The sequence below is a fragment of the Aeromonas lacus genome (assembly GCF_000764665.1).
In the GTDB taxonomy this organism is placed as follows: Bacteria; Pseudomonadota; Gammaproteobacteria; order Enterobacterales; family Aeromonadaceae; genus Aeromonas; species Aeromonas lacus.
In genome coordinates this window covers 78,742-94,568 of record NZ_JRGM01000136.1, presented here as the reverse complement: position 1 = coordinate 94,568, position 15,827 = coordinate 78,742, and the positions used below count along the sequence as shown (strand labels likewise).

General features: G+C 56.2%; 17 protein-coding genes. 4 read left to right on the top strand and 13 right to left on the bottom strand.

Annotated features, from left to right (window positions below; all coding sequences use genetic code 11):
* Nucleotides 1-632: 632 nt before the first annotated feature.
* From hemN to LG31_RS0112405, 4 genes are all read right to left on the bottom strand, one after another.
* Nucleotides 633-2,006 carry an oxygen-independent coproporphyrinogen III oxidase gene (hemN, locus tag LG31_RS0112430; protein ID WP_033114789.1) on the bottom strand — a complete coding sequence of 458 codons (1,374 nt, stop codon included), beginning with the start codon at nt 2,004-2,006 and terminating at the stop codon, nt 633-635.
* 31 nt (nt 2,007-2,037) lie between these two features.
* Nucleotides 2,038-2,478, bottom strand: a complete 441-nt coding sequence (locus LG31_RS0112425) for a DUF2489 domain-containing protein (protein WP_033114788.1) — start codon at nt 2,476-2,478, stop codon at nt 2,038-2,040.
* Between the two features lie 11 nt (nt 2,479-2,489).
* The gene (yihI, locus tag LG31_RS0112420; RefSeq protein WP_033114787.1) at nt 2,490-3,071 is read right to left on the bottom strand and encodes a Der GTPase-activating protein YihI; all 582 of its coding nucleotides are present in this window, start codon (nt 3,069-3,071) and stop codon (nt 2,490-2,492) included.
* Between the two features lie 841 nt (nt 3,072-3,912).
* Nucleotides 3,913-4,530 carry a c-type cytochrome gene (locus LG31_RS0112405; protein ID WP_033114784.1) on the bottom strand — a complete coding sequence of 206 codons (618 nt, stop codon included), beginning with the start codon at nt 4,528-4,530 and terminating at the stop codon, nt 3,913-3,915.
* 142 nt (nt 4,531-4,672) lie between these two features.
* On the opposite strand from LG31_RS0112405, the gene yihA reads away from it, so the two are divergent.
* On the top strand, nt 4,673-5,329 hold the full coding sequence (gene yihA, locus LG31_RS0112400) for a ribosome biogenesis GTP-binding protein YihA/YsxC (protein ID WP_033114783.1): 657 nt from the start codon (nt 4,673-4,675) through the stop codon (nt 5,327-5,329).
* A 775-nt stretch (nt 5,330-6,104) separates the two neighbouring features.
* On the opposite strand, the gene LG31_RS0112395 is transcribed toward yihA, so the two are convergent.
* From LG31_RS0112395 to LG31_RS0112355, 9 genes are all read right to left on the bottom strand, one after another.
* Complete coding sequence (locus LG31_RS0112395; RefSeq protein WP_033114782.1) at nt 6,105-6,365, bottom strand: DUF1488 family protein; 261 nt, start codon at nt 6,363-6,365, stop codon at nt 6,105-6,107.
* Nucleotides 6,362-7,183 (bottom strand): shikimate dehydrogenase, encoded by an 822-nt coding sequence (gene aroE, locus LG31_RS0112390; RefSeq protein ID WP_033114781.1) that lies wholly within the window; start codon nt 7,181-7,183, stop codon nt 6,362-6,364. Before aroE ends, LG31_RS0112395 begins: the two co-directional genes overlap by 4 nt.
* A 103-nt stretch (nt 7,184-7,286) precedes the next feature.
* Complete coding sequence (gene hemF / locus LG31_RS0112385; protein ID WP_033114780.1) at nt 7,287-8,195, bottom strand: oxygen-dependent coproporphyrinogen oxidase; 909 nt, start codon at nt 8,193-8,195, stop codon at nt 7,287-7,289.
* Nucleotides 8,196-8,296: 101 nt separating this feature from the next.
* On the bottom strand, nt 8,297-8,857 hold the full coding sequence (gene tsaC, locus LG31_RS0112380; RefSeq protein ID WP_033114779.1) for an L-threonylcarbamoyladenylate synthase type 1 TsaC: 561 nt from the start codon (nt 8,855-8,857) through the stop codon (nt 8,297-8,299).
* Between the two features lie 121 nt (nt 8,858-8,978).
* Entirely contained in the window at nt 8,979-9,482 is a 504-nt protein-coding gene (gene purE, locus LG31_RS0112375) for a 5-(carboxyamino)imidazole ribonucleotide mutase (protein WP_033114778.1), read from the bottom strand.
* 74 nt (nt 9,483-9,556) lie between these two features.
* Nucleotides 9,557-10,114, bottom strand: coding sequence for a DNA topoisomerase family protein (locus tag LG31_RS0112370; RefSeq protein ID WP_033114777.1), 558 nt, complete (start codon nt 10,112-10,114; stop codon nt 9,557-9,559).
* Nucleotides 10,115-10,169: 55 nt separating this feature from the next.
* Nucleotides 10,170-10,643, bottom strand: a complete 474-nt coding sequence (locus LG31_RS0112365; RefSeq protein WP_033114776.1) for a DUF494 family protein — start codon at nt 10,641-10,643, stop codon at nt 10,170-10,172.
* Complete coding sequence (dprA, locus tag LG31_RS0112360; RefSeq protein WP_033114775.1) at nt 10,636-11,751, bottom strand: DNA-processing protein DprA; 1,116 nt, start codon at nt 11,749-11,751, stop codon at nt 10,636-10,638. The genes LG31_RS0112365 and dprA overlap by 8 nt, the downstream gene beginning before the upstream one ends.
* Before the next feature lie 2 nt (nt 11,752-11,753).
* Nucleotides 11,754-12,845 carry a LysM peptidoglycan-binding domain-containing protein gene (locus tag LG31_RS0112355; RefSeq protein WP_033114774.1) on the bottom strand — a complete coding sequence of 364 codons (1,092 nt, stop codon included), beginning with the start codon at nt 12,843-12,845 and terminating at the stop codon, nt 11,754-11,756.
* Nucleotides 12,846-12,953: 108 nt separating this feature from the next.
* Between LG31_RS0112355 and def the strand changes: the two genes are divergently transcribed.
* The 3 genes from def to rsmB are packed head-to-tail and all read left to right on the top strand — an operon-like array spanning nt 12,954 to nt 15,776.
* Nucleotides 12,954-13,466 (top strand): peptide deformylase, encoded by a 513-nt coding sequence (def, locus tag LG31_RS0112350; protein ID WP_033114773.1) that lies wholly within the window; start codon nt 12,954-12,956, stop codon nt 13,464-13,466.
* Nucleotides 13,467-13,478: 12 nt separating this feature from the next.
* Nucleotides 13,479-14,423 carry a methionyl-tRNA formyltransferase gene (gene fmt, locus LG31_RS0112345; RefSeq protein WP_033114772.1) on the top strand — a complete coding sequence of 315 codons (945 nt, stop codon included), beginning with the start codon at nt 13,479-13,481 and terminating at the stop codon, nt 14,421-14,423.
* 60 nt (nt 14,424-14,483) lie between these two features.
* Nucleotides 14,484-15,776: a 16S rRNA (cytosine(967)-C(5))-methyltransferase RsmB gene (gene rsmB / locus LG31_RS0112340; RefSeq protein ID WP_033114771.1), complete on the top strand. Its 1,293-nt coding sequence runs from the start codon at nt 14,484-14,486 to the stop codon at nt 15,774-15,776.
* The last annotated feature ends 51 nt before the right edge of the window (nt 15,777-15,827 follow it).

Sequence of the window (15,827 nt, the reverse complement as noted above, 5' to 3'; positions counted from 1 at the left end):
GCCGCGTAAGAGATCAGCCATTAAAGATGTGAGCAATAAGCTCAAAATGTTCTCGAAATAATCGGAAGATAACGTCTTAAAAACAGTAGTAAATTTCAATAACACAATGTTTTATATCAAATAAATCGAAAGAGATTGCTTTCGTTAACTATCAACACAAAAACGTTTTCCAACTTGCCATTGTCGCCTCTCGGAAAATCCTTATAGTTACTCATGCACGGACGCAATGAAGTCGGTCAGGAAGACTGGCTGCCAGGGTTGGGCAAATGGACTAGTCACAGGACGTGGCAAAGGACACCTCCCAGGACGGAGAAAGTGCGGCGGGAAAGGATGACTCGTCAGGCCAAGATGGCTAAAGGACACCCCAAAGGATTGGGAAGGGGAAACCTAAAGGAAGAGGTAAACAGTCAGGGATTGCAGGGAGCAACTTCGTTCAAGGATTAGAGCGATACGACTACCGGGGGCGACGCAAGTCGCCCCCATCTTTTTATCTGCGTTTCACTGTGCAATTGCTTGCCTCATCGCAGCGCCTTCTTGCCAAAACCTCCCTAAGTCACAGTTCAAGCACACTACATATGAAAAGGGCGCCACTGATGGCGCCCTTTTCTGTTTTCTGAGCTGCAAACAAAAACTTATATAACGCGAGAGAACTGCTGCTGGCGAGCCTTGTTGCGCAGGTAGAGGTCGAAGCACATGCAGATATTGCGGATCAACAGCTGCCCTGTGGAAGATACCTCGAGCCCCGAATCCGTCATACGCACCAGCCCATCGTCGATAAAGGTCTGTAGCAGCTTGAGATCCTCGGCGAAGTACTCTTTGAAATCCAAGCCAAATGTCTGCTCAATGGTGGCGAAGTTCAAACGAAAGTCGCAGATAAGCCGCTTGATCACTTCACGACGGATCAGGTCATCCTGATTCAGCGAGCACCCTTTCCATTGCGCATGCCCCAACTCCTCAACCTGAGCGTAATAGGTTTTGAGCTCTTTCTGATTCTGCGAATAGGCATCGCCGATCATGCTGATGGAGGAGACGCCCAGCCCAAGCAGATCACAATCCCCCTGGGTGGTATAGCCCTGGAAGTTGCGATGCAGCTTGCCTTCGCGTTGTGCCACAGCCAGCTCATCATCCGGCTTGGCAAAGTGATCCATGCCGATGAACTGGTAACCGCGACCGGTAAGGAACTCGATAGTCCCCTGCAACATGGCCAGCTTCTCCTGCGGAGCAGGCATATCCTCTTCCTTCAGCTTGCGCTGCGCAGCAAAGCGGCTGGGTAGATGGGCATAGTTGAAGATGGAGAGGCGCGCCGGATCTGTTTTGAGCACCTCTTCCAGCGTATGGTGGAAGCTCTCCCTGTTCTGATGCGGCAGACCATAGATAAGGTCAAGGTTGGTTGAACGAAAGCCCAGCTCTCTGGCTCGTTCCAGCATGGCACGAATGAAGTCGTTATCCTGCTCGCGATTTACGGCAACCTGCACATCCTTGTTGAAGTCCTGCACGCCGAGACTGATACGGTTAAAACCGACTGCTCGCAACACATCCAGCATCGAAAGTTCTATCTCGCGCGGATCGACTTCGATACTGAATTCGCCTTCATCGGCAAAATGGAAGTGCTCACGCAGCATGGCCATCAGACGCCGGGTCTGGCTTTCATTGAGATAGGTAGGAGTGCCACCGCCCCAGTGCAGCTGGGTAACCAGCCGCTGTTTGAATAGCGGAGCCTGCGCCTTGATCTCCCGTTCGAGATAGTCGAGGTACTCGTCAGCCTTGTGCTGATGACGGGTTATGACCTTGTTGCAGCCACAGTAGTAACAGAGTTTATGGCAGAAGGGGATGTGAACGTAGAGAGAAAGATGACGCTCGGGATACTGCCCGGCAGCGCGAACAAAATCCGGGTAACCGAAGTTCTCGTTGAACTCCAGTGCCGTGGGATAGGAGGTATATCTCGGGCCGCTGTAGTTATATTTTTCGATCAGGGCCTGATCCCACACAATCTGTCCTGCTTGCACGCTCGCTTCCTCTCTTTTTGTTATCAATGGCTTATCGGCTTAACTGAAAATCCTTCAGTTGTGCCACATCCTTGAGGATCTGGGCTTCCAGCTCGGCCTCATAACCGCTGCGCTCGAGATCCATCTTCATCACTTCATTGCGCTTGAGTGCACGCCGCGCCTCATGGGTCGGCATATCCTTCACCTTCTCGTATAACCCGTAGAGACCGGGAAATTCGCTGGCAAAAGGGCGCCCATCCTTGATCTGCAGAGCATCCAGCAGATTGGTCAGCCGAATGGCTCCTTCGGAGTAGTCGCACTGCCCCTCCTGCACCGCATGGGCAATGACCCGCACGCTCTCCAGGATTCGTTCATTGCGAGCTGCAATGGCCTGCCACTGCATCACCTGCTGGCGCCGGAGTCTGGCCAGCAGCATACCTGCATAAATGGCCAGCCCGGACAAAATCAGGCCGCCCGACAGGGCGGCCAGCATCGATCCACTCATCACTTCTTCTTCGGCTCAGGCTTGGTCTCGGGCTGATAATCGACCTGGGTAAAGCGATCCCACAACTCATCTTCGGAAGCCGGCTGGAACGACTCTTCATAGTCGCTCTCCTCGAAGGCTTCGTCAGCCTCTTCATCATCGTCGTTGTCGATGATGCCGAGCTCATCCATCAGCTCCTGATAACGATCAACCCGCTGGTCAACCCAGGCCTGCTCAGCCGCCTCCAGAGTTTCACCGGCATCGAGACGATCCAGCAAATCATTGAGACGGTCATCATTCTCGATGGATGCCAGCTCCTGCTCCGGAGTCATCACCAGCTTCTTCTCTTTTACCGCCTTGGATACGGTGGACTTGGTGCCCTTCTCTTCAACAATCAACGCGACCGGCTTGCGTGAGCCGATACGCGGATCCTTGGCCTGTTTGCCGGCTGACTTGCCTTTCTGCTGCTCGACTTGCTGGCGAGAGCCCGCTTTCAAGCCCTTGCGCTTGGCCGCACGTTTCCGCTCACGACCTTCCTGAGCACTGGCTTCTGATTCTTTGCGCTTGCCAGCAGGCTTGCGATTGGGTTGTTTGGCAGACATGAATGGATAACTCCGAAAAATAACTGGATTGAGCCCGACTCCGGGATGATCTCACCCGGCGGGATGCAATTCTGGGGAACAGTGAAACCGGAACATCAGCAGGATCCCGCATCAATCCGGCCCTTTAGGGCCACTGAACACCGCAGGATCGGTATCCTCTGGGCATATTGCTGGTATTTTGACACAGAAAGGCTGATCGGGTTAATGACCCAATAAGAAAAAAGGCAGCCGAAGCTGCCTTGATATGTCTGTGTGAGGATCATCCTGAATGGCAAAACAGTCTGTTTTGTCCCGTCCATGACGACTTGTTGCCACATCATATCTTTATATGGTCATCCTGACCTTCTTGTGGTCGTTCCTGAATGTGCGTGTGCCTGTTTGACCCGTTCCGACCGCATCCTGCCATCGTGCCGGGGAGCCTGCATCCCGCAACCCCATCCCGCTCCGGAGATGGTCACCATCCTGATCTTTCAATCCCTTGCCAGTTCTTGCGAACCCACGGCATCCCGCCATGCCAAACATCCTGTGCTCACAGCATCCCACTGTGAAACCGCTATCCATTCCGTGGATAAATCCATTGAACTTAATGTATCAGCTCTATAAAGGCGCTCAATCTACCTGAATACATCCCAATACCGCAGAAAACCGCAATAAAAGCATAACAGATTGATAAATATCATTTATTTTAAATTTTATACAAATCTATGAGCCTTGGCCTGCTGCGAAAATGGAGGATCTCTTACATAACGAGAGGATTAAACCGAGAATGACGTGGAAACCATAAAAACAACGAGGAGCCCAAGCTCCCCGTTTCTCATCAATTGCAGGTAACGCAATCAGCTTAGTGCAGTCCGGCAACATACTTGGACAACACATCGATATCCTGATCAGTCAGCTTCTTGGCAACGTCGCGCATCATGCCATTCGGGTCGTTGTCCCGAGTACCGGCACGGAAACCGGTCAGCTGCGCTTTGATATAGGCAGGGTGCTGCCCGGAGAGACTGGGATATTTGGCCTGCTCAACCCCGGAACCTCGCGGTCCGTGGCAAGCAGTACAGGCTGGCAGGCCGCGACTCATGTCGCCACCCATATAAAGCGCCTTGCCTGCAGCAACAACGTCATCAGGAACGGCCACCGGAGTCACTTTCTGGCTGGAGAAGTAAGCCGCCAGGTCATCCATGTCCTGATCCGACAAAGGCAGAGCCATCGGCCCCATAACGGGCGCAACCCGACCAATTTGGCCAGAAGCGGCAGCCTTCAGTTCAACCAACTGCTTTTTGATATATGATGCGTGCTGACCAGCAATTTTGGGGTACATATCAATCAGGCTGTTTCCGTCCGGTCCATGACAAGCCGCACAAACTGCAGCCTTGGCCTGTCCCGCAGCGGCATCGCCTTTGGCTTGTGCCATCCCCGTTACGCCAACCATCAGAGCAAGAGTAATGACTAGGTTCTTCATGGCGTTCCAACTTTTAGTTATTAGGCTTCCAGATCCCATGCCGCTGAAGGCATGTTAAAATAAACGCGTTTAAGCGACGCCATTTTACACCTTTTTACAAAAAAGTAACTCTATAACCCTCTATCTCCATGGGGAATTTACGTTGGATACACAAACTCTCAATTTCAATAAGGTGCATTTTGTGACCAGCGCACCCGACATCCGCCACCTGCCAAATGATGGGGGTGTCGAGATCGCGTTTGCTGGCCGTTCCAACGCCGGTAAGTCATCTGCATTGAACACGTTAACCAAACACAAGAACCTGGCCCGAACCAGTAAAACCCCCGGCCGCACCCAGCTGATCAACCTGTTTGAGCTGGAACCGGGCAAACGTCTGGTCGACCTGCCGGGTTATGGTTATGCCCAGGTTCCGCTGGAAATGAAGCTCAAGTGGCAAAAATCACTGGCAGAATACCTGCAGCGTCGTGAGTCATTGAAAGGACTGGTAATCCTGATGGATATCCGTCATCCGCTCAAAGATACCGACATGAACATGCTGGAGTGGAGCGCTCATCGCGAACTGCCGGTTATGCTGCTGCTGACCAAGGCCGACAAGCTGAGCCCTGGCCCGCGCAACAATCAGGTGATCAAGGTGCGTCAGGCCGTCGCCAGTCTGGGTTCCCAGATCCAGGTTGAAGCCTTCTCCTCCCTCAGCAATATCGGGGTAGAAAAACTGGCACAGACCCTGACCAACTGGTATGTCACCGGAGCCGATGACTCTCACATCGCAACGGATGAGCAAGAACCCACCGGGGAGTGATCCACTCCTCGCTAGTCTCGCAATTGGCGGAGTCCCCCTCCGCTGATTGAAAGACTTTCAGATCCCTACAGTCCTCACAATCCAGCCAACACATCAGATATCACTCTTGGCAAGAGCGAGTTAGTGGTTGAAATTCATATAGATAGGAAATTAATTCTCGACAAGAATTAACCTTTCATGTTTTTGATATCGTTTTCATATCTGCCCCCATATCGGGGATGAAAATCACCAAAAACAACCAAAAATGAAATTTAATTACAGATCTGGCAGAGAAGGGATAAAAATGAGGCCGGACGACAGTTCTGCCATCCAGCCTTAAACAATAAGTTCAAAAATTGGGAAGAAGCTGAATCTCGAGCACCAGACGACCGGTGTACCTCAAGAATCGACCCCATTTTAGCAAATGCATCGACAAATTAAAGCTTTTACTCTAAATGCTGCGCATAAAAAAACACCCCGACGAGAAACTCATCGGGGCCGCTATTCAGCCACATTCAATTACGTGAAATAAAAGGTCTGAAAGATAGAACATCTTACCTCTGTACCCTACGCAGACAACTGTACAGCAAAGCAGCAAAAAGTGAAAGTAATTTATGTAATTTAGTTTCATGACTTTTTGCTTTATAAAAAACACTTTTATTTCAAATAGATAAAAAAATCCCCAGTACGAATACTGGGGAGTTATAAAGGTGACTAGCTAGCACTTCCTCAACTATCAAGTTAGTCAGCAGAAAATCGATAAAGTTCCGCTGCAAAGGAAAAAAACTTTGAAAATCTACAGATAGATGGCGCCATCTTCAGCAAACGATTGTTCTTCAATGAGTTTTTCCACAAAATCCTCAATATCAAAACGCACGCTTTCGAACGCTCGCAGGATGTCATCCTCTCGGCTCAGAGCCAGACCAGTCATCTTCTCCAACCGACGCAGACTGATATAGCAGTTGATCAGTGCCCCCATCTGCTGGGCAGGAAAATGCACCCGCATCTCCTGGGCCTGCCACTCCATCAGATCAGGAAACAGAATACCCTGGTTCATATCACCCCCAAGTTACGCTTCAACTCTCTCAATACCTGTTTAGTCCCGGGACGGATTCCACGCCACACGGTAAACGCCTCGGCAGCCTGTTCGACCAGCATGCCGAGCCCATCCATGGTTTGACGGGCGCCATGTTGCTTGGCCCAACCAATGAAGGGGGTATCCGTTGCACCATACATCATGTCGTAGATAGCAATATCGGCGTGGATCAGACCGGGAGCCAGCGGCGGCAGTTCACCCTGCAGACTGGCCGATGTGGAGTTGATAACAAGATCGAAATGACCGGCCAGCTGTTCATACGTCAGGGCGCTGACACTACCCAGGTCGCGGAATTCGGCAGCCAGTTGTTCTGCCCGGGCGTGGGTACGGTTGACGATCACCACCTCGGCCGGATGTTCAGCCAGCAGTGGAGCCAGAGCACCTCGAGCGGCGCCTCCAGCCCCCAGCAGCAGGATCCGGCTGCCGGTCAACATCACGCCATGAGCCTTGAGATCCGCCACCAGCCCGGCACCATCGGTGTTATCCCCAAGCAACACACCATCATCGGTCAGTTTGATGGTATTGACTGCCCCCGCCCGTTTGGCCCTTGGGCTCAGCCGATCAACCAGCGCGAATGCCTGCTCCTTGAACGGCACGGTGACGTTGCAGCCCTTGCCGCCCCGAGCAAAGAAGTCCCGCAGAGTGTTGGCAAATTCATCCACCGCAGGTTCGGCCAGCCCATACTCCAGCTCTTGCTGGGTCTGTCTGGCAAACAGGGTGTGAATGAAAGGGGATTTACTGTGGCGCACCGGGTGGCCAAAAACCAGATAACGATCCATCAAACAGTTCCTTTATAGGGCAATCTCCCGATTTAACGGTTTTTCCCCTGCGGGAACAAGTCGAATATCGGCCAACAAAAAGGGGCCGTTATGGCCCCTTCGTTCACAACCACTCGCGTGGCTTGAGGTAATCGCTGTAGAGCAAGGCTTCCGGACTGCCTGCTGCCGGTTGCCAGTCATACTCCCAGCGAGCCAGCGGTGGCATCGACATCAGGATCGACTCGGTACGGCCACCGGTTTGCAGCCCGAACAGAGTACCCCGATCGAACACCAGATTGAACTCCACATAACGTCCGCGACGATAGAGCTGGAACTCCCGTTCCCGCTCACTATAGGCAAGATCTTTGCGTCGCTCGATAATCGGCAGATAGGCCGCAAGGTAGCCGTTACCCACCGCCTGCATAAAGGCGAAGCTGTCGGCAAATGGCCAACGATTCAGATCGTCGAAGAAGAGGCCACCGACACCGCGTGTCTCGTCCCGATGTTTGAGGAAGAAGTAGCGATCGCACCAGGATTTGAACTCCGGATAGATATCTGCGCCAAACGGCTGACAGAGGTCGTGAGAAACCTGATGCCAGTGGCGAACATCCTCTTCGAACGGATAGAAGGGAGTCAGGTCAAAACCACCGCCAAACCACCAGATGGGCTCTTCACCCTCCTTCTCGGCAATAAAGAAGCGCACATTGGCGTGGCTGGTCGGCACATAGGGGTTGTGCGGATGGATCACCAGAGAGACCCCCATCGCCTCGAACTTGCGACCAGCCAGTTCGGGTCGATGAGCGGTGGCAGAAGCCGGCATGGCATCCCCATACACATGGGAGAAGTTGACCCCGCCCTGCTCGATCACTGCACCATGGCGCAGCACGCGGGTGCGACCACCGCCGCCGCCATCACGGCTCCAAGCATCTTCCACAAAGTGTCCGCTGCCATCGCCCTGCTCCAGGCCACGGCAGATCTCGTCCTGCAACTGCAGCAGAAAGGCCTTGACCCGGGCCACATCCGGTTTGCTCATCTTGTCTCCAGCTCAGGCGGGATCTACAGAGTCCCGCTCATTTTTATAGTGATATTACAGACGGGCTAGCCCGCCGGCATGGCCGCAAAGCGGTCTGCCATTCAGGAAGGGCGGATGATTGCGCCGCTTCTGGCATCCTTGATTTCCGAGGGGTTGGCTTGCCCACCCACCTCACCCGGCAGGACATAAGCCAGCTTGCTTGCCAGCAGTTCGCCGATATCGGCCACGCGGCGAGCCGGCTCTTCACCAGTCAGGTTGGCGCTGGTAGAGACCAGCGGCTTGCCAAAGGCGCGGCACAGCCCTTGTACCTGCGGATGCGCCGTGACCCGCACTGCCAGCGTATCGAACTGACCGGTCAGCCATGAGGGTGTGTCGGGCTTGGCAGGCATGATCCAGGTAAAGGGGCCTGGCCAGCTGGCCTCAACCCGAGCCAGCTGCTCTGCGGTGAGCTGACTCAGGTCGATATAATCGAGCAGTTGCCCCAGTTCGGCCGCAATCAGGATCAAGCCCTTCTCCACCGGGCGCTGCTTGATATCAAGCAGACGCTGCACGGCCAGTTCAGAATCCGGATCACAACCCAGACCGAAGACCGCCTCGGTCGCATAGGCGATCACCCCTTCGTTCTCGAGCGCGGCAACCGCTTGTTCAAATTCGTTTTGCATCAGAAAAAATGCGGCAGTCCAGCTGCCGCCTCATCATTGGGTTGCTATCAACACAATGACCACCGTTGCAAACCCGGCGCCCCGGAGGGGAGCACCGTGCAACTGGCGGCCACCTAGAAACTTACTTAAGCTGCGCCTGCAAGGCAGCATCTTTCGCCATCACCTCTTCGGCGCTCTTCTGGCGTTCGGCACGCACTCTTGCGGCCAGCTCGTCGTCAGCGACAGCCAGCAGCTGAGCTGCCAGATATCCGGCATTCTTGGCACCCGCCTTGCCGATGGCAACCGTCGCTACCGGTACGCCGCCCGGCATCTGCACGGTAGAGAGCAGCGCATCCAGCCCTTTCAGCGGGCCACCATCGATGGGCACCCCGATCACGGGACGCGTGGTGATACCTGCAACTGCCCCTGCCAGATGGGCAGCAAGACCGGCAGCACAGATAAATACCTTGCAGCCACGGGCCTCGGCATCGGTCACATACTGGTGGGTCGCAGCCGGAGTCCGGTGGGCTGAAGTCACTTTGACTTCCACTGTGATATCAAACGACTTGAGCACTTCAAGGGTGGCTTGCATCACGGGGAAATCAGAGTCAGAGCCCATCAGTACGGCAACAAAGGGTTTCTTCATGGTGGGAATTTCCTTACTCCAAGTGGGAGGTTGAAGTTCGCCGAAAACGTTTTAGTTCCGTTATGGCGGCGCGATTATACCCGCTCACTTTGATGGCCGCATTTCTTTTGCGGACAGACCCAGCGCAGCGTTCCCCGCACCTTTTTCTCCACCATGATGCCCCAGCCACACTGCGGGCAAGGCATGGGAACCGGCTTCTCATTCACCACATATTTGCAGTGTGGATAGCCGTCGCAGGAGTAAAACTGCTTGCCGTAGCGGGAGGTGCGGCTCACCAGATGGCCCTTGCCACACTCCGGGCAGAGGATCTGGGTATCGTCGCTCTCCTGCAGGGATTCGATATGTTGACAGGCCGGATAGTGAGTACAGCCGACAAACAGACCATAACGCCCCTTCTTGATCGCCAGCGGCTGACCGCATTCGGGACAGGCAGAGCCCTCGAGCACCTTCTCGATATCGCGGCCGGATGGCGTCAGGGAGCGAATATAGTCACAGGCGGGGTAGGCAGAACAACCGAGAAAGGGGCCATGTTTGCCCTGACGGATCACCAGCTCGGCCCCGCACTGCGGGCACGGCTCGCGCTCGAAGGCATGTTCGTGGGCTGAAAAGAGGTGATGATCGATTTTTGACATGGGCCGCGCCTTGAAATCCAGATGGCCTGAATTCTACCAGCGCGGCACCGGACTGTCAGTGAATGACGCCGTCTGACTCGTCAAACACCAGCTCTTCCATCTGCTGGTAGGCATTTTCACTGCCCGGCACGTTGAATAGCACCATCATGACGACCCACTTGAGATCATCTAGTTCGATGTCCGGCTTATCCAGCTCGAGCAGGCGCTCGATGCAGATCTCGCGGGTCTCGGCGTTAAGCACCTGAGCCTGTTCCAGAAACAGCAGGAAACCGCGGCACTCGGTGCTGAGACGAGCCAGCTCTTGCGGAGCATAGATACGCATGGAGCCTTGCGCGCTGGCGGCTACATAGACCTCCCGCTCGCTGTCATGCAGGTTGGCCAGCCGCTCCAGCCAAGTCAGCGCCTTCTCGATCTCTTCCTTGTCAAAGCCGGCACGGCTCAGCTCGTCGGTGAGTTCATTCTGCTCGACCATCACATCTGCATCGCTGTGGATGTAGGTCTCGAAAAGGTACATCAATACATCAAACATGATTCACCCTCCTCGCTCTGACGTATCCACCGGCGACCGCCGTGACTGCTCCGGCCAGCTCCAGCTCTACCAACCTGCCTAATACCACTTCGACAGGAAGCTGGGCCCGCTCGGCGACGGTATCCACACTTGTGGGCTCGTAATCTACGTTATCCAACAAATCTGCATAAGGCAATTCGCTATTATGCGATTGCTCAGATGATACGACCGGTTCCGGCAACCGCACTGCCCATTCGGGCAGCTCTTCCACTATATCGGCCGCACTCAACACAAGTTTGGCCCCCTGCTGAATTAATTTATTGCACCCGGTTGCCTGCCCGTTTTGCGGCGCTCCGGGCACCGCAAATACCTCACGCCCCTGCTCAAGCGCATAGCGCGCCGTAATGAGCGAGCCACTCTGCTCGGTTGCCTCAACCACCAGAGTGCCAAGGGATAGGCCACTGATGATACGGTTGCGGCGGGGAAAATGTTCAGCCAGCGGACCTTTGTCCGGCGCCAGCTCGGAAATCAATACGCCGCCCCGCTCGAGTATCGCCGCAGCCAGCGCTTGATGACGTTTGGGATAGAGCTGATCCAGCCCAGACCCCAGCACCGCCAAGGTCATGCCTCCGGCGGTCAGGGCCTGCTGATGGCAGACGCCATCGATGCCAAGCGCGAGACCCGAGGTAATTGCCAAGCCACAGCCAACCAGCTCGCTACAAAGACGGGCTGCATTATCCTTGCCGGCATAGGTTGGATGGCGGGTCCCCACCATCGCCAGCTGTGGAAGAGACAAAGCAGAAAGCTCGCCACGGCAGTAGAGCAGCAAGGGGGCGGCGGGGATCTCCCTGAGCAAGGCAGGGTAAGCGGGATGATCCTGCGGGAGTAGTGCATTGCCGGGCTGGGTAGCCCACATCAGGCTCTGCTCGACAACAGGTGATGGCCAGCGCAACTGGCGGATCTGCTCTGGCGCCAGCCCCATCTGGTGCAACTGCGTTTCGTCACACTGAAACAGTTGCTGAATATCGCCGCCAACCCGCTCCAACAGACGGGATGCCGTCACCGGGCCAATCCCGGTGACGGCATCCAGCGCGAGCCAGAGTGCAAGGCGATCGTCAGGATAGTGCACGGTCAGAAGTGAGTTACCTGATAACCAGTACTCACCATGTCCTTGCTCTGCATGATGAGGCCGTAACTCAGCTTGTCATACACCTTGAACAGCATGACCCGGGCAATCGCTTCGGAAGGCAGTGGCGCTTTTTTGTTGCTGCTGTAAAACACCTTGTTGTAGACCGACGAGAGCTCTTTGTACTGGACAGTACCGTTCTTGGTCACCAGTGCCGCACCGGGACGGCGAATATCGAGCACATCACCCGCCGACAGCTGATCCCGACTCCCCTTGTTGATGAGCACCACATCGAACTTGCCGCCGCCTCGCACCTTGCTTGGCAGGTCGACGATATAGCCCGGTTGGATGGCAGGTGCCGCCTTTGGCATGAATACGGCAGGCATGCTCTCCTGCTCGGGTAGCTGCATCACCTTGTCACCCTGCAACACCTCCCTCTGGTTGTGAGTCAGAGTCACTTCGGTGCGATCACCATCCAGGCGCGCCACAGCGCGAACGATACCGGTTAGCACGGCCTCCTGCCCAAGCAGTTCGCCCGTATCACGATCCTTGTAGATTGCGCCGAGGTGGTACACACCATACATCTGGCCAGGGGTCAAAGTCCCCTGCACATAGAGGGTGTCCCCCTCCAGCATACCGATATGTTTCTCATCCGACCCCAGCAGATAGGGCAGTTTTTTGCCTTCCTGAGCGTTGGCAAGAATATGGTCGGTCTGCAAAAACGGGCCAATCTCGCTGATAGGAAGGGTGGGAATAGGATTGGCTTTGCTCTCGTAGCGGTTTTTCGGGCTCAGGCGGATGACCTGCTTGCCCCCTTGCATCGCCTTGCCAAGACGGGGTTCGCCATTGACCCAGCTCAGTTGCAGCACGTCACCCGGGTAGATCCAGTGCGGGTTGGCAATCTGCGGATTGATATTCCAGAGATGGGGCCATAGCCATGGCTCGGAGAGATATTTGCCGGAGATATCCCACAATGTGTCGCCTTTTTGCACGACATAACTCTCGGGATAGCCGGCTTTAAGCCGCAGCTGGTCGGCCAGCAGAGTCGGGCTCGCGGCAACCAGCAGACAGGCCAGGATGGTTCGCTTCAGATACATAACACTCCCTGTTACTTCTGCGCGCAAAGTGTTGCTGTTTTTTGTCGGCGTAAATGACTAGAATTACGCCAATATTGACTGCATTTATACGAAACTAAAGAAAAAACTATGGCCATTCTAGATGTATTGCGTTTTCCCGATGAGCGCTTGCGCACCGTCGCAGCCCCTGTCGAGACCTTTACACCCGAGTTACAGCAAATTGTAGATGATATGTTCGAAACCATGTACGCAGAGGAAGGCATCGGCCTGGCTGCAACTCAGGTGGACATTCATCAGCGCATCATAGTGATCGATGTCTCTGAAAACCGTGAAGACCCTCTGGTATTGATCAATCCGGAAGTCATCTCCCAGTGCGGCAGCACCGGCATCGAAGAGGGTTGCCTCTCCGTGCCCGGCAGCCGCGCTCTGGTGCCGCGTGCCGAACAGATCAAGATCCGCGCGCTGGATCGCCACGGCCAGCCGTTTGAACTGGAAACGGACGACCTGCTCGCCATCTGCATCCAGCACGAGATGGATCACCTGATGGGCAAGCTGTTTGTGGATTACCTGTCCCCGCTCAAGCGCCAGCGCATTCGTCAGAAGCTGGAAAAGATGGCCCGTGAAGATCGCAAAGCCCTCTGAGGATCTGCCCCGTTGAATAAGTTGAAACTGATTTTTGCCGGTACTCCCGACTTCGCCGCCCGTCACCTGGCGGCGTTGTTGTCTTCCGACCACGAGGTCGTCGCCGTTTATACCCAGCCGGACAAGCCCGCCGGTCGCGGCCAGAAGCTCACCGCCAGCCCGGTCAAAGAGCTGGCGCTGGCCCATAATCTGCCAGTTTACCAACCAGCTTCCCTGCGCAAGGAAGAGGCACAGGCCGAACTGGCAGCCCTTGGCGCCGACCTGATGGTCGTCGTGGCCTATGGCCTGATCCTGCCCAAAGCGGTGCTCGATACCCCGCGTCTGGGTTGCATCAACGTGCACGGCTCCCTGCTGCCGCGCTGGCGCGGTGCGGCCCCGATCCAGCGCTCCATCTGGGCGGGCGATGCCGAGACTGGCGTCACCATCATGCAGATGGATGTGGGGCTGGATACCGGCGCCATGATCCGCAAAGTGACCTGCCCCATCGCCGCCGACGAGACCTCCGCCAGCCTCTATGACAAGCTGGCCGAGCTGGGTCCGCAGGCGCTGGTCGACACCATCGATGCCATGGCCGCCGGTGAAACCGCTGCCGAGGCGCAAGATGATGCGCTGGCCAACTACGCCGAGAAGCTCTCCAAGGAAGAGGCCCGCATCGACTGGTCGATGGAGGCCGTCGCCATCGAGCGCTGCATCCGCGCCTTCAATCCCTGGCCCATCAGCTGGTTCGAAGTGGCTGACCAGACCGTCAAGGTATGGCAAGCCGCCGTCATCGACAGCGACCATGGCCAGCGCGCCGGAACCCTGCTCAAGGCTGACAAGCAGGGGATCGATATCGCCACCGGCAAAGGGGTACTGCGCCTGCTGACCCTGCAGCCGCCCGGCAAGAAGGCGATGTCCGTGACGGACCTGCTCAACTCTCGCCGCGACTGGTTTGAACCCGGCACGCAATTGAATTGAACTGGATTGAATTGACACAAGCGGGGCCCAGGCCCCGACTTGCGCATCTAAGGTAACACTATGAAAACACGCGCACAGGCTGCTCTCGTTATTCAACAGGTGCTGGATCAGGGCCAGTCCCTCTCCGCCGTTCTGCCTGCTGCCCAGGAGAAGGTTGCGCCCCGCGATCGCGCCCTCCTGCAAGAACTCTGCTACGGTACCCTGCGCTGGTTGCCCCGCCTCGATGCGGCGGTCGGCGAGATGATGGACAAGCCGCTCAAGAACAAGAGCCGCATCTTCCACTACCTCATCCTGGTCGGCCTCTACCAGCTCATCTACACCCGCATTCCGGCTCACGCCGCGGTGGCCGAGACCGTCAACGCGGTCAAGCTGCTCAAGGGCACCTCCCTGCGTGGCCTCATCAACGGTGTGCTGCGCAACTTCCAGCGCAGCGCCGAAGTGATTCTGCTGCGTATCGACCGCGTGCCGAGCGTGCGCCTCGGTCACCCCGAGTGGCTCACCAAGCGCCTGCGTCAGGCTTATCCCGACGAGTGGGAGTTCATCATGGAGGCGAACAACCAGCGCCCCCCCATGTGGATCCGCAACAACAGTCAGCGCCAGAGCCGCGAGCAGATGCTGGCCCGCATGGCCGAAGCCGGCATCAATGCGGTGGCCGGTGAAGAGGGCGAGGATTGCATCCTGCTGGAGCGTCCCTGCGATGTGACCAAGCTGCCCGGCTTCGAAGTCGGTGACTGCTCGGTACAGGATGGCGCAGCACAACAGGCGGCCGCCCTGCTCGACCCGCAACCGGGTGAGTGGGTGCTGGATGCCTGCGCCGCCCCCGGCGGCAAGACCGCCCACCTGCTGGAGCGTCAGCCCAAGCTGGCTGGCGTGGTCGCCGTCGATGCCGACGAGAACCGCCTCAAGCGAGTGCAGGAGAACCTGGATCGCATCGGCCTGACCGCCAAAGTGATCCACGGCGATGCCGCGGCACCGGAACAGTGGTGGCCGGAGGGCCAGTTCGACCGCATTCTGCTGGATGCCCCCTGCTCCGCCACCGGCGTTATCCGTCGCCACCCCGACATCAAGTGGCTGCGCCGTGATCAGGACATTCGTGAGCTGGCCGAGCTGCAGCGCCGGATTCTCAATGCCCTCTGGGGCAAGCTGAAGAGCGGCGGCACCCTGCTCTACGCCACCTGCTCCGTCCTGCCGGAAGAGAACCGCGAACAGATCCGCGCCTTCCTTGCCGCGACCAAAGATGCCAAATTGGTACCGTTGCACGAACAGGACACCCCGGAGTGCTCGGGTCGCCAGTTTCTGCCGGGTGAAGCCGAGATGGATGGCTTCTACTACGCCAAGCTGGTCAAGCTGTGACGCTGACATGCTTCTTCCGGGGCAATCGCCATGCTGGCGGCATGCCCCTTT